This window comes from Microbispora sp. NBC_01389 (assembly GCF_045040095.1).
In the GTDB taxonomy this organism is placed as follows: Bacteria; Actinomycetota; Actinomycetes; order Streptosporangiales; family Streptosporangiaceae; genus Microbispora.
In genome coordinates this window covers 6,634,795-6,649,620 of the sequence record NZ_CP109552.1, presented here as the reverse complement: position 1 = coordinate 6,649,620, position 14,826 = coordinate 6,634,795, and the positions used below count along the sequence as shown (strand labels likewise).

The window sequence follows — 14,826 nt, the reverse complement described above, 5'->3', positions numbered from 1 at the left end:
GACGGCACCATCACCGCGGTCGGGGCGAACAAGTGCCTCGACGTGTCCGGCAACGGCACGGCCAACGGCACCAAGGTCCAGATCTGGTTCTGCACCGGCGGCACGAACCAGCGCTGGACCCGCGTCTGACCACGAACCGAACGGGAGGCGGCACCCCTTCCGGAACTTCGTCCACCGGCAACGGCGCGGCGGCGCGCGCCTCTGCCCTGACTGTAATTCCTCGTGTAAGGAAGGAACCCCTCTTATGTCCCGACGTCCGTGGCCGGTGATGCTGGCCACGCTGGCGCTGCTGGCTCCTGTGCCGATGGCGCTCAATGTTCCGGCGGCGAACGCGCTGACGATCCCGGCGTCCGACTACCAGCAGGTCGCGATGGCGACCGGTGGCGGGAACCTGGGTGAGGCGATGTCGCTGGCGGTGTTGCCGAACCGGTCGGTGCTGCACACCGCGCGCGACGGCACGCTGCGGATCACCTCTCCTACTGGTGGGACGAAGGTGGCCGCCAAGCTGAATGTCTACACCCATGACGAGGAGGGGTTGCAGGGGGTCGCGGTCGACCCGAACTTCGCGTCCAACCGCTACGTCTGGCTGTACTACTCGCCGCGGCTGAGCACCCCGTCCGGCGACGCCCCCGCCAACGGCACCCAGTCGCAGTTCGACCAGTGGAAGGGGCACCTGAACCTCTCCCGCTTCACGCTGAAGTCGGACGACACGCTGGATCTGAACAGTGAGAAGGTCGTGCTGGAGGTGGCCAACGACCGGGGCATGTGCTGCCACGTGGGCGGTGACATCGACTTCGACGCGGCCGGGAACCTGTACCTGACGACGGGCGATGACAGCAACCCGTTCGAGTCGGCGGGGTACTCGCCGGTGGACGAGCGCACCGACCGCAACCCGCAGTACGACGCGCAGCGCACCGCGGCCAACACCAACGACCTGCGGGGCAAGCTGCTGCGGATCACGCCGCAGCCGGACGGGTCGTACACGATCCCGAGCGGGAACCTGTTCCCGCCGGGGACGGCCAAGACCCGGCCGGAGATCTACGGAATGGGGTTGCGCAACCCGTTCCGGATGAGCGTGGACAAGGCCACCGGGGTGGTCTACCTGGGCGACTACGGCCCGGACGCGGGGTCGACCAACTCCAACCGCGGGCCGAACGGGCAGGTGGAGTTCAACCGGATCACCAGCGCGGGGTTCTACGGATGGCCGTACTGCACCGGGTCCAACAGCTCGAACGAGACCTACAACAGGTGGAACTTCGCCAGCAACAGCACCGGCCCGAAGTTCAACTGCTCGGGCGGGGCGACCAACGCCTCATTCCGCAACACGGGGCTGTCCACGCTGCCGGTGGCCAAGCCGGCGTGGATCCGGTACGGCGGGGACGCGGGGTCGCCGCCGGAGTTCGGTAGCGGGTCCGAATCGCCGATGGGCGGGCCGGTCTACCGGTATGACCCGAACCTGAACTCGTCGGTGAAGTTCCCCCAGGCGCTGGACGGGCGGTTCTTCGCCGGGGAGTACGGCCGTAAGTGGATCAAGGCGATCGAGGTCCGCTCCGACGGCGGGTACGGCGAGATCAGCGCGTTCCCGTGGTCGGGGACGCAGGTGATGGACATGGCCTTCGGCCCCGACGGCGCGCTGTACGTCCTCGACTACGGCACAGGCAGCAACAACCAGGCGTTGTACCGGATCGAGTACGTCGGCAAGGCCAACCGCAACCCGATCGCCAAGGCCGCGGCCGACAAGACCTCCGGGGCGGCGCCGCTGACGGTGAACTTCTCCTCGGCGGGCAGTTCCGACCCCGAGGGCGGCGCGCTGAGCTATTCGTGGGCGTTCGGGGACGGGACCACCTCCACGGCGGCCAACCCGAGCAAGACCTACACCACCAACGGCACCTACACCGCGACGCTGACGGTGCGTGACCCCCAGGGGCTGGCCGGGACGGCGAGTGTGACGGTGAACGTGGGCAACACCGCGCCGTCGGTGGCGTTCACCTCGCCGGTGGAGGGGCAGCTCTTCTCCTTCGGCGACACGGTGCCCTTCCAGGTGAACGTGTCCGACCCTGAGGACGGGACGATCGACTGCTCCACGGTGACGGTCACCTACTTCCTCGGGCACGACAGCCACGCCCACCAGATCACCTCCCGCAACGGGTGTTCGGGATCGATCGCGGTGCCGATCGACGGAGAGCACGACTCGGCGGCCAACATCTACGGGGTGCTGCAGGCGTCCTACACCGACAAGGGCGGCCTGACCACCACCGTCGTCCGGACGCTGCAGCCGCGGCACCGCCAGGCCGAGCACTTCGGCGCCCAGCAGGGCGTGCAGGTCGCCGACCACACCACCGCCGAGGGCGGCAAGACCGTCGGCTTCACCGACGACGGCGACTGGATCTCCTTCACGCCCTACAACGTGAGCAACGCCACGCGGATCACCGCGCGGGTGTCGTCCGGTGGTGTGGGCGGCCGGTTGGAGGTGCGGGCGGGGTCGGCGACCGGCACGCTGCTGGGCACGGTGACCGTGGCGCCCACCGGCGGCTGGGAGACCTTCACCGATGTGTCGGCGAACCTCAGCGGCGCGCCGGCGGGCACGACCACCCTGTATCTGGTGTTCCGCGGGGCGACCGGGCAAGGGTATCTGTTCGATCTGGACGCCTTCACTCTCGCCACCGGCACCTCCACCTCGCCCTCGCCCTCCCCGTCCGCTTCTCCGTCTCCGTCCCCGTCTCCGTCCGCGGGTGGGACGAGCTCGCTGAAGGGCGTGGCCTCGGGCCGGTGCCTGGACGTGAACGGCGCGTCGCAGACCAACGGCGCGACGGTGCTGATCTGGGACTGCAACGGCGGCACCAACCAGAAGTGGACCTCCACCAGCGCGACCGAGCTTCGCGTCTACGGCAACAAGTGCCTCGACGTGAACGGCGGCGGCACCGCGGACGGCACCGCGGTCATCATCTGGGACTGCAACGGGCAGAACAACCAGAAGTGGCGCCTCAACTCCGACGGCACCATCACCGCGGTCGGCGCGAACAAGTGCCTGGACGTCGCGAGCAGCGGCACCGCCAACGGCACCAAGGTGCAGATCTGGTCGTGCACCGGCGCCAGCAACCAGAAGTGGACCCGCGTCTGAGGCTCCACCCACCCCCGATCCCCACCACACGACGACCGACCCCCTGATGCGACGCCCGGCACGGCCCCGCCCTCGACGAAGAGCCAGAGACGACGAGACAACGGGAACCGCGCCGGGCGCCGCGACGAAAGGACATCCATGCTTCGACATCTGATCCCCGCCGCGCCCGGGCGCGGCGCGGGGCGCGACCGGAGGACGTCGGTGCTCCGACGCCTGTCGTCGGCCGCGGTGGCGTTCACCGCCGCCGCCGCGACGATGGTGGTCCCCGCCACCCACGCACAGGCCGCCGCCTTCAAGGTGCTGGTGTTCTCCAAGACGGCCGCGTTCCGGCACGACTCCATCCCCGCCGGCATCCAGGCCATCCGCGCGCTCGGCTCCGCCAACGACTTCACCGTGGACGCCACGGAGGACGCGAACGCGTTCACGACGGGCAACCTCGCGCAGTACAAGGCCGTGGTGTTCCTCAGCACCACCGGCGACGTGCTGAACAACACCCAGCAGACCGCCTTCCAGTCGTACGTGGACGGCGGGGGCGGTTACGTGGGCGTGCACGCGGCGGCCGACACCGAGTACGACTGGCCCTACTACGGGCAGCTGATGGGCGCCTGGTTCAACAGCCACCCGGCGATCCAGCAGGCCACCCTGCGCGAGGAGGACCGCGCGCACGCGGCCACGGCCCATCTAGGCCAGACCTGGACGCGCACCGACGAGTGGTACAACTACCGCACCAACCCGCGCGCCAACGTGCACGTGCTGCAGAGCCTGAACGAGAGCAGCTACAGCGGCGGGACCATGGGCGACCACCCGATCACCTGGTGTCACCCGCAGGCGTCCGGCCGGTCGTTCTACACCGGTCTCGGGCACTCCCAGGAGTCGTACTCCGATTCCAACTTCCGCACCCTGCTCCTCGGCGGCATCCGCTACGCGGCCAAGGCCACGAACGCAGACTGCCGCCCCGAGACCGGCTACACGACCCTGTACAACGGGTCGACGACCGGCTGGACGCAGGCCGGTCCCGGCTCGTTCGGCAACAGCGACGCCACGCTGACCTCCCAGGGCGGCATGGGCATGCTGTGGTACAACGCCAAGGAGTTCGGCTCCTACTCCCTGAAGCTCGACTGGAGGATGACCGGCGACTCCAACTCCGGCGTGGTCGTCGGCTTCCCGGCCACCACCGACCCCCAGAGGGCACTCGACACCGGGTACGAGGTCCAGATCGACGCCACCGACACCGCGGACAAGACGACCGGGGCGGTCTACGGCTTCAAGTCGGCCGACATCGCCGCACGGGACGCGGCGCTGAACCCGCCGGGTCAGTGGAACACCTACGAACTGCTCGTCGAGGGCGAGCGGCTGCAGGTGTTCCTCAACGGCACAAAGATCAACGACTTCACCAACGCGGACCCGGTGCGGTCCCTGCAGCAGGGCTACATCGGCATCCAGAACCACGGGTCCGGTGACGTGGTGGCCTTCCGGAACATCCGCGTCAAGGAACTGAGCGGCCCGCCGCCGTCGTCGCCCTCCCCGTCCCCCTCCCCGTCGGCGTCGCCGTCCGCTTCTCCGTCTCCCTCGCCGTCTCCGTCTCGGTCTCCGTCGCCGTCTCCGTCGGCGTCGCCGACCCCGCCCGCGGGTGGGACGAGCTCGTTGCGGGGTGTGGCGTCGAACCGCTGCCTGGACGTGAACGGCGCCTCGCAGTCGAACGGCGCGACGGTGTTGATCTGGGACTGCAACGGCGGCACCAACCAGAAGTGGACCTCCACCAGCGCGACCGAGCTTCGCGTCTACGGCAACAAGTGCCTCGACGTGAACGGCGGCGGCACCGCGGACGGCGCCGCGGTCATCATCTGGGACTGCAACGGGCAGAACAACCAGAAGTGGCGCCTCAACTCCGACGGCACGATCACCGCGGTCGGGGCGAACAAGTGCCTGGACGTGTCCGGCAACGGCACCGCCAACGGCACCAAGGTGCAGATCTGGTCCTGCACCGGCGCCAACAACCAGAAGTGGACCCGCGTCTGAGTCCATCCGTCCCATCCGGGAGCGGCGAGGTGTCCGGAGTCCCACTCCGCCTCGCCGTACCCGGCGCGACTTCCGGCGCGGCCCTGATCGGGGCCGCGCCGGTTTTTTGGTGAGTGCGAAAAGGAGCCGGCGCGGCCCCGGCATGAGTGTGAAAGTTTCATACTCATTTCGTCCAAACCCCTGGGCGCATTGCCTCCGGTCGCCGTGGGGCTGAGGGTCTCGGATCGCCAGGGCAGGGTCATTGTCCTGTGAGAGGGCAACTTCCGCAGGAGGGTGGCGAAACTCCGATGAAGTCCAGGAGAAGAAGTATCCGCGGCAGGAAAATAAGCATGCTTGACAACAGAAGTTGGGTAGACCTATTTTCGTCCCGAATCGATTCGCTCGCTCCCGCGTGACCAGGCTGAATCCCTTCCGAGTCACCCGCCGTCCACTGGCGGCGGAACGCGCGCCGGCCGGCCGCCAGGTCCTCCTCCCCGGTGGCCGGCCGGGTGAACCGTGCGCCCGCCCGGCACGACTCCCACCCCCCGTTTAGGAGATCCCCGTGCATGACTCCCCACCCCCTACGGCGCGGGGGCTCGTCCCGGCCGCTCCGGCGCCACGTCCCGGAGGGCGGGCCGCGTGCTGAGGATGACCGGCATCGGCAAGAGCTTCCTGGGCGTCCGGGTGCTCGGCGGCGTCGACCTGGAGGTGTCCGCCGGCGAGGTGCACGCGGTGGTGGGGGAGAATGGGGCGGGCAAGTCGACGCTGATGAAGATCCTCGCCGGCGTGCACGCTCCGGACGAGGGGACGATCGAGATCGACGGCCGGAGCGTGGCGTTCGGGCACCCGGTCGAGGCGCAGCGGGCCGGGGTGGCGATCATCTACCAGGAGCTCACCCTGCTGCCGGAGCGGACGGTCGCCGAGAACGTCTTCCTCGGCCGGGAACCCGTCCGGCGGGGGCTGGTCGACCGGGCGGCGATGGAGACGGCGACCGGTGAGCTGCTGAAGTCGCTCGGCGAGGAGTCGTTCGGGCCGCGTGACCCCGTCCGGCGGCTCTCGGTCGCGCGGCAGCAGGTCGTCGAGATCGCCAAGGCGCTCTCGCTGAACGCCCGGATCGTGGTGATGGACGAGCCGACCGCCCCCCTCGCCGACCACGAGGTGGAACTGCTCTACACGCTGGTGCGGCGGCTGACCGCGCGCGGCATCGCGGTCCTGTACGTCTCCCACCGGCTTCGCGAGATCTTCGACCTCGCCGACCGGATCACCGTGCTCAAGGACGGCGCCCGGGTCACCACGACGGAGGCGTCGAGCCTGGACACCGCGGGCCTGGTCCGGCTGATGGTCGGCCGGGAGCTCGACTCGTACTACCCGCCCCGCGCGGCCGATCCACCCGGAGACGTGCTGCTGAGCGTGCGCGGCGGCGGCAACGCCCGGCTGCACGACATCGATCTCGACCTGCGCGCGGGCGAGATCGTGGGGGTGGCCGGGCTGCAGGGCTCGGGCCGCACCGAGCTGGCCAAGGCGCTGTTCGGCGCCGAGCCCTTCACCACCGGCGAGATGACGCCCCGCCGCCCCCGCTCGGTCCGCGAGGCCATCGCCGCGGGGATCGGCCTGGTCACCGAGGACCGCAAGGCCGAGGGGCTCCTGCTCAACCAGCGGGTGCGCGACAACGCCCTGCTCGTCGCCCGGGCCACGGGGGCGCCCCAGCCCCGCACCGGGGTCGAGCGGTTGCTCGAACGCGTACGGCTCAGCCCGCCCCGGCCGGCCCAGGAGGTCAAGCTGCTGTCCGGGGGCAACCAGCAGAAGGTCGTGCTGGCCAAGTGGATGACGGTGGCGCCGCGCGTGCTGCTGTTCGACGAGCCCACCCGCGGTGTCGACGTCGGCGCCAAGGCCGCCATCCACGACCTGATGCGCGAGCTCGCCCGGGACGGCACGGCCGTCCTGATGATCTCCTCCGAGCTGCCCGAGCTCATCGGCATGAGCGACCGCATCGTGGTGCTGCGGGACGGCCGCCTCGCCGGAGAGCTGCCCGCGGGCTCCACCGAGGAGGCCGTGATGAGCCTGGCGGCCGCGTCATGACCCAGCAGCTCAAACTCGGGCGCGTGCCCGCCGGAGGCGCGTTGCTCCGCAGGATCTCGGCCGACCGGCCCGCGCGGCCCGTCTACGTCGCGCTGGTCCTGCTCGTCGTGCTCGGCTGGCTGGTCTTCGCCCTGGACGGCGGGACGTTCCTCGGCCAGGAGAACATCGTCGGCATCCAGCAGCGGTCGGCGGCGCTGGGCATCGTCGCGGTCGGCCAGACGCTGGTGATCCTGGCGGGCAGCCTGGACCTCTCCGTGGCCTACCTGATCAGCCTGACCTCGCTGGTCACGGCCGAGATCATGGCGGGCGCCGACGCCGGCGTGCCGGCCGCGGTCGCCGCGGCGCTGGCGGTGAGCGCGCTGATCGGGCTGGCGAACGGCCTGATCGTCACCCGGCTCCGGGTGCACGCCTTCATCGCCACCCTCGGGGTCGCGCTGGTCGTCAGGGGCGCGCTGGACGCGCGGTACGACGGACCGGCCGGCAGCGTGCCCGAGTCCTTCCAGCATCTCGGGTACGACCGGATCGGGCCGCTGCCGGTGTCGGCGCTGCTGTGGGCCGCGGTGGCGGTGTGCGCGTGGCTCCTGCTCAGCCGGACCCGGCTGGGCTACCGGATCTACGCCGTGGGCGGGGACGCCGAGGTGGCGCGCCTCTCGGGGGTGCGCACCGAGCGGACCGTGGTCGTCGCCCACGTGCTCTGCTCGGTCTGCGCCGGGATCGCCGGGCTGCTGCTCGCCTCCCGGCTCGGAGCCGGCGCGCCGACGGTCGGCACCGACGGCGGGTACGACCTGGAGTCGATCGCGGCGGTGGTGCTCGGCGGGACCGCGCTGGCCGGAGGCCGCGGCGGGGTGGCCGGGACCGTCGGCGGAGTCCTGCTCCTCGCCGTCCTCGACAGCATCTTCAACCAGCTTGAGGTCAACTCCTTCGCCAAGGACGTCGTACGGGGCGTGATCCTGGTGGCCGCCCTGGCGATCTACGCCCGCGGAAGGCGGACCAGATGAGACGAGCGCTGCCGATCTTCGTGGTGCTGGCCGGGCTGCTGGTCGCGATCGCGGTCGTGAACCCGTACTTCCTGGAGCCGGCCGCCTTCCTCGCCTTCGTCAAACGGGCCGCGCCGCTGGTGATCCTCGCGGCCGGGCAGTACTTCGTCATCGTGTCCGGCGAGTTCGACCTGTCGGTCGGCTCCCTCGTCACCGCCGAGGTGGTGATCGCCGCCCGGCTCATCGACGGCTCGGCGGAGGCGACCTGGCCCGTGCTGGCCCTGATGATCGCGTTCGGGCTGATCGTCGGGCTGGTCAACGGGGCCGTCACCACCCTGCTCCGCGTCCCGTCGTTCATCACGACCCTCGGCATGCTGCTGATCCTGTCGGGGGCGGTCTTCCTCTGGACGGGCGGGTCCCCCCGGGGCGCGCTGTCCGAGCAGTTCCGCCAGCTGGGCCGGGGGAGCCTCGGCCCGGTGCCCTGGGCGGTCCTGATCCTCGTCGTGGTGGCGGCGGCCGCCGTCTGGGCGACGCGCGCCCGGTTCGGCCACACGCTGGTCGCGGCCGGGGACAACGACCGCGCCGCGGCGCTGTCCGGGGTCCGGGTGGCCCGGGTCCGGACGGTGGCGTTCATGATCTCCGGGCTGTCCGCGGCGGTCGCCGCGATCCTGCTCGGCGGCTTCGCGGGAGTGTCCGCGCAGGTCGGCAAGGGCCTGGAGCTCCAGGCCATCACCGCTGTGGTGCTCGGTGGCGTGGCCCTCGGAGGCGGCCGCGGCTCCGTGGCCGCCGCGATGGCGGGCGCCTTCACTCTGGAGGCGCTGTTCACCCTGCTCAACCTGTACGGCATCTCGGGGGCGCTGGAGCCGGCCGTACAGGGCGTGATCATCATCGCCGCGGTGGCGCTGGGAGCCGTGCGCTTCCCACGCGCGAGGGCCGCGGCTGCCTCATAAGGGAAGGAAGACGATGCTTTCATATTCGCGGCGGTTCCTCGCCGCCGCCGCGCTCGCCGTGCTGACGCTGCCGGTGGCGGCGTGCACCAGCGACAAACCCGCGCCCTCCGCCTCCGGGGCGCCTGCCGGGTCCGCCGCACCGGCGGACAAGGGCACCGGGGAGCAGTCGAAGTTCTTCGTGCAGGCCGACTACGACGCCCAGATGGCGATGCGCAAGGCCCAGCCGACCGGCCCGTCCGACAAGCCGTGGGAACAGACCATCGATCCCCAGCTCGTCGACACCGCCGAGCACAAGAAGGCGGGGCCGTACCACCTGTGCTTCTCCAACGCCGCGGTCGACAATCCGTGGCGGCAGGTCGGCTGGAAGACCATGCAGGCGGAGGTCGCCCTGCACAAGGAGATCACGAAGTTCACCGCCCTGGACGCCGAGGGCAAGGACGACAAGCAGATCTCCGACATCGCGGAACTGACGGGGAAGGGCTGCGACGCGCTGATCGTCTCGCCCAACACCACGGCCACGCTGACCCCCGCGATCTCGGGGGCCTGCCCGAAGGTGCCGGTCATCGTGTTCGACCGGGGCGTCCAGACCGACTGCCCGGTGACCTTCATCAAGCCGATCGGCGGCTACGCCTTCGGCGCCGCGGCGGCCGAGTTCCTCGTCGACAAGGTGCCGGCCGGCGGGAAGATCCTGGCCCTGCGCATCCTGCCCGGCGTGGACGTGCTGGAGACCCGGTGGTCGGCGGCGAAGGTGGCGTTCGACCAGAGCGACCTGCAGGTCGTCGGCGTGGAGTTCACCGACGGCGACGCCGCGAAGACCAAGAGCGTGGTCAGCGACTACATCCAGCGGTACGGCAAGCTCGACGGCGTCTGGATGGACGCCGGCGCCACCGCCGTCGCGGCCGTCGAGGCGTTCGAGGACGCCGGCCAGCCCGTGCCGCCGATCAACGGCGAGGACCAGCAGGACTTCCTGAAGAAGTGGAGCGACGCGAAGCTGACCGCGATCGCGCCGACCTACCCGACGTACCAGTGGCGCACCCCCGTCATCGCGGCGCTCAGGATCCTCAAGGGCGAGCAGGTGCCGAAGGTCTGGAACCTGCCGCAGCCGGCGATCACCGAGGAGAACCTCGCCACCTATCTCAAGCCCGGCATGCCGCCGCTGCACTACGCCCTCTGCGGCTGTGAGGACCTTCCCGGCTACCCCGAGAAGTGGGGCGGCACGTCGTGATCGGGGTGAACACCTGGGTCTGGGTCTCGCCGCTCACCGACGAGACCCTGGCCCGCCTCGCGCCGCGGATCGCGGACTGGGGGTTCGACGTCGTCGAGCTGCCGGTCGAGCATCCCGGCGACTGGGACCCCGGGCGGGCGGCGGCCCTCCTGGACGGGCTCGGGCTCGGCGCGTCGGTCGTGCTCACGATGCCGCCGGGACGCGAGCTCGTCGACGCCTCGTCGCAGGTCGTCCGGGACACCCAGGACTACCTGCGGCACTGCGTGGACGTGGCGGTGACCGTGGGCGCGCCGGCGGTCAGCGGGCCCGCGTACGCCTCGGTCGGCCGGGCCTGGCGGATGACCCCGGACGAGCGGCGCGCGGTCTACGGCGAGCTGCGGGAGAACCTGAAACCGGTCGTCGCGTACGCGGCCGAACGCGGGATCAGGATCGGCGTCGAACCGCTCAACCGGTACGAGACCAGCGTCCTCAACACGGTGGAGCAGGCGCTCGACGCGCTCCCCGAGGAGTGCGGGCTCGCGCTCGACACCTACCACCTGAACATCGAGGAGAAGGACCCGCTCCGGGCCGTACGGCTGGCGGGCGACAGGATCGCGCACCTCCAGGTGTGCGGGACCGACCGCGGCGCCCCGGGCGCCGACCACTTCGACTGGCCGGGCTTCGCCGCGGCCGTCCGCGACGTGGGCTACACCGGCCCGCTCGTGATCGAGTCCTTCACCGCCGACAACAAGACCATCGCCACCGCGGCGTCCGTCTGGCGTCCCCTCGCACCCAGCCAGGACGCACTCGCCACCGACGGCCTCGCCTTCCTCCGCACCCTCACGACCTGACCGGAGAACCGACTGGAGAATCCCACGACCCCCCGCAACTCCGACCCCTTCCGGTAACCCCCTCCCCCAGGAGATCCTTCATGCGAAGATCACGCCTGCTCCCCGCACTGGCCGCGGCCCTGCTGGGGCTGCTGCTGTCCGCGATGCCACTGGTGGCGCACGCGGCGGCGCCACAGTTCAAGGTGCTGCTGTTCAGCAAGACCGCGGGCGGCGCCTACCGGCACGACTCCATCCCCGCCGGCATCGCGATGTTCCAGCAGATGGCGGCCGACAACAACTTCCAGCTGGACCGCAGTGAGGACTCCGCCGTCTTCACCACGTCGAACCTCAACACCTACGACGCGGTGATCATGCTCCAGACGTCGGGCATGGTGTGGGACAACGACGCGCAGCGTCAGGCCATGCAGGCCTACGTGCGCAGCGGCCGCGGCGTTGTGGCGATCCACAACGCCGTCGACATGAACATCGAGTCGCAGTTCCCCTGGTGGGACCAGACCGTGCTGGCCGGCGCGCACATGACGCAGCACTCGTCGATCGTGCAGGGCACCGCCAAGGTCGCCGACAAGGTCCACCCCTCGACCAAGGGCCTGCCGGACCGGTGGACCCGTACCGAGGAGTGGTACAACTTCGACAAGAACATGCGCGGCTCGGTGCACGTGCTGGTGACCGCGGACGAGACCACCTATGACGCGGGCCCGAACAAGATGGGCGCCGACCACCCGATCTCCTGGTGTCACAACCCGGAGGGCGGCCGGGTGTGGGCCACCGCCATGGGCCACAACGCGTCCTCCTACTCCGAGCCGCTGTTCAAGCAGCACCTGCTCGGCGCGGTGAAGTGGGCGGCGGGCACGGAGCCCGGCGACTGCGGCGGCACGATCACGGCCCGCTTCCAGAAGGTGACCCTCGACGGCGCGCCGGACCAGCCGATGGAGCTGGACGTGGCGGCCGACGGCCGGGTCTTCTACATCTCGCGCTCGGGCAAGGTCAACCTGATCCCCGCGGGCGGCGGCAGCACGCGCGTCATCGGCACCCTGTCCGTGTACGACGGCGGCGAGGACGGCGGGGTCGGGATCGCGCTCGACCCGAACTTCGCCAACAACGGCTGGATCTACATCAACTACTCGCCTCTCAACGGCGGCGAGTTCAACCGGGTGTCCCGGTTCACCTTCAACGGCACCAGCCTTGACCTGAGCAGCGAGAAGAAGCTCATCGAGGTTCCGGCGTTCCGCAACGTCGACGAGCCGGGCCACACCGGCGGCTACATCACGTTCGGCCCGGGCGGCAACCTCTACATCGCCCCGGGTGACGACACCAACCCCAACGCCTCCAGCGGCTACACCCCGATCGACGAGCGGCCGGGCCGGGAGCACTACGACGCCCAGCGGTCCGCGGCCAACACCAACGACCTGCGCGGCAAGATCCTGCGCATCCACCCCGAGTCCGACGGCACGTACACGATCCCGTCCGGCAACATGTTCGCTCCGGGCACGGCCAAGACGCGGCCGGAGATCTACGCGATGGGCTTCCGCAACGCGTTCCGCTTCTCGGTCGACAAGGTCACCGGCTGGATCTCCATGGGCGACTACGGGCCGGACGCGGGCAGCGCCAACGCGAACCGCGGCCCCGAGGGCACGGTCGAGTGGAACCTGATCAAGCAGCCCGGGTTCTACGGCTGGCCGTACTGCACCGGCAACAACACGCCGTTCAACGACTTCAACTTCTCCACCAACACCTCCGGGGCGAAGTTCAACTGTTCGGCGCCGGTCAACGACTCGCCCAACAACACCGGCCTGACCAACCTGCCGGCCGCCAAGCCCGCGACCGTCTGGTACAACTACCACGCCTCGGCCGAGTTCCCCGAGATCAACTGCTGCGGCGGCGCGGGCCCCATGGGCGGCCCGTTCTACCGCTACGACGCGGCCAGCGCCTCCGACCGCAAGTTCCCCGAGTACTTCGACGGCGCGACCTTCCTGTACGAGTGGAGCCGCAACTTCGTCAAGGAGATGCGCCTCGACTCCTCCGGCAACCTCCTGAAGATCAGCCCGTTCGTGGCGAACATCGCCCCGCACGCGCCGATCGACATGAAGTTCGGCCCCGACGGCGCGCTCTACATGGCCGACTGGGGCAACGGATTCGGCCACGCGAACACCGATGACAGCATCTACCGGATCGACTACGTGGTCGGGAACCGCGCCCCCGTCGCCAAGGCGAGCGCCAGCCCCGACTCCGGCGCCGCGCCGCTGACCGTGGCGTTCTCCTCGGCCGGCTCGTCCGACCCCGACGGCGACCCGATCACCTACAGCTGGGACTTCGGCGACGGCACCACCTCCACCGCGGCCAACCCGACGAAGACCTACAACGCCAACGGCACCTACACCGCCAAGCTGACCGTACGGGACTCGGGCGGGAAGACGGGCAGCATCACGCTGACCATCGCCGTCGGCAACACCCGTCCCAAGGTCGTCTTCTCGGCGCCGCCGGACGGCGGGTTCATCGGCTTCGGCGACCGGGTGTCCTACACGGTCAACGTCACCGACCCCGAGGACGGCACCGTCGACTGCTCCAAGGTCAACGTGTTCACCGCGCTCGGCCACGACCAGCACGCCCACGACACCGGCCAGTTCACCGGGTGCTCCGGGACGGTCACGACGACCGCCTCGGGCCACGACGAGGCGGCCAACGTCTACTACGTCCTGGGCGCGTCCTACACCGACAAGGGCGGCCTGAAGGGCGACGCCGGAATCACCCTGCAGCCCAAGCACAAGCAGGCCGAGCACTTCAACGGCTCCAACGGCATCCGGGTCGTCGACGAGGCCGGAGCCGAGGGCGGCAGGCGGGTCGGCGACATCTCCAACGGCGACTGGATCTCCTACACGCCGGTCAACCTGTCGGGGATCGACACGGTGTCCTTCCGCGTGTCGGCGCCGTCCAGCACCGGGGCGACCATCGAGCTGCACGCCGGCTCGCCGACCGGGACGCTCGTCGCCTCCAGTTCGGTGCCGTCGACCGGGGGATGGAACAACTACGTGTCCCTCCCCGCGGTGCGGGTCACCAACCCCGGCGGAACCACCGACCTCTACGTCGTGTTCAAGGGGTCGACGGCGAACGCGTTCGACTTCGACTCGCTGACCTTCAACGGCAAGGGCGTCGCCCAGGACGGGGGCACCTCCTCGCCCTCTCCGTCGCCCTCTCCGTCGGTGTCGCCGTCCGCTTCTCCGTCTCCGTCGCCGTCTCCCTCTCCGTCTCCGTCGGCGGGTGGGACGAGCTCGCTGCGCGGTGTGGCGTCGGGCCGGTGCCTGGACGTGAACGGCGCGTCGCAGACCAACGGCGCGACGGTGCTGATCTGGGACTGTAACGGCGGCACCAACCAGAAGTGGACCTCCACCAGTGCGACCGAGCTTCGCGTCTACGGCAACAAGTGCCTCGATGTGAACGGCGGTGGCACGGCGGACGGCACCGCGGTCATCATCTGGGACTGCAACGGCCAGAACAACCAGAAGTGGCGCCTCAACTCCGACGGCACCATCACCGCGGTCGGGGCGAACAAGTGCCTGGACGTCGCGAGCAACGGCACCGCCAACGGCACGAAGGTGCAGATATGGTCGTGCACCGGCGGCAACAACCAGAAGTGGACCCGCGTCTGATC

At 70.1% G+C, this 14,826-nt stretch carries 9 protein-coding genes; all 9 read left to right on the top strand.

Annotated elements, in window-relative coordinates:
- The first annotated feature begins 9 nt into the window (after positions 1-9).
- Positions 10-129, top strand: coding sequence for an RICIN domain-containing protein (locus OG344_RS29310; protein WP_405089194.1), 120 nt, complete (start codon positions 10-12; stop codon positions 127-129).
- Between the two features lie 115 nt (positions 130-244).
- The gene (locus OG344_RS29305; RefSeq protein WP_405085855.1) at positions 245-3,121 is read left to right on the top strand and encodes a lectin; all 2,877 of its coding nucleotides are present in this window, start codon (positions 245-247) and stop codon (positions 3,119-3,121) included.
- A 138-nt stretch (positions 3,122-3,259) separates the two neighbouring features.
- Entirely contained in the window at positions 3,260-5,140 is a 1,881-nt protein-coding gene (locus OG344_RS29300) for a lectin (RefSeq protein WP_405085854.1), read from the top strand.
- Between the two features lie 627 nt (positions 5,141-5,767).
- A complete protein-coding gene (locus tag OG344_RS29295; RefSeq protein WP_405089193.1) occupies positions 5,768-7,198 on the top strand; it encodes a sugar ABC transporter ATP-binding protein in 1,431 nt (476 codons plus the stop codon).
- Positions 7,195-8,196, top strand: coding sequence for an ABC transporter permease (locus tag OG344_RS29290; protein ID WP_405085853.1), 1,002 nt, complete (start codon positions 7,195-7,197; stop codon positions 8,194-8,196). Before OG344_RS29295 ends, OG344_RS29290 begins: the two co-directional genes overlap by 4 nt.
- On the top strand, positions 8,193-9,125 hold the full coding sequence (locus tag OG344_RS29285; protein WP_327046468.1) for an ABC transporter permease: 933 nt from the start codon (positions 8,193-8,195) through the stop codon (positions 9,123-9,125). Before OG344_RS29290 ends, OG344_RS29285 begins: the two co-directional genes overlap by 4 nt.
- Positions 9,126-9,138: 13 nt before the next feature.
- Positions 9,139-10,350, top strand: coding sequence for a substrate-binding domain-containing protein (locus OG344_RS29280; RefSeq protein ID WP_405085852.1), 1,212 nt, complete (start codon positions 9,139-9,141; stop codon positions 10,348-10,350).
- Positions 10,347-11,180 (top strand): sugar phosphate isomerase/epimerase family protein, encoded by an 834-nt coding sequence (locus OG344_RS29275; RefSeq protein WP_405085851.1) that lies wholly within the window; start codon positions 10,347-10,349, stop codon positions 11,178-11,180. The genes OG344_RS29280 and OG344_RS29275 overlap by 4 nt, the downstream gene beginning before the upstream one ends.
- 80 nt (positions 11,181-11,260) lie before the next feature.
- The gene (locus tag OG344_RS29270; RefSeq protein ID WP_405085850.1) at positions 11,261-14,824 is read left to right on the top strand and encodes a lectin; all 3,564 of its coding nucleotides are present in this window, start codon (positions 11,261-11,263) and stop codon (positions 14,822-14,824) included.
- The last annotated feature ends 2 nt before the right edge of the window (positions 14,825-14,826 follow it).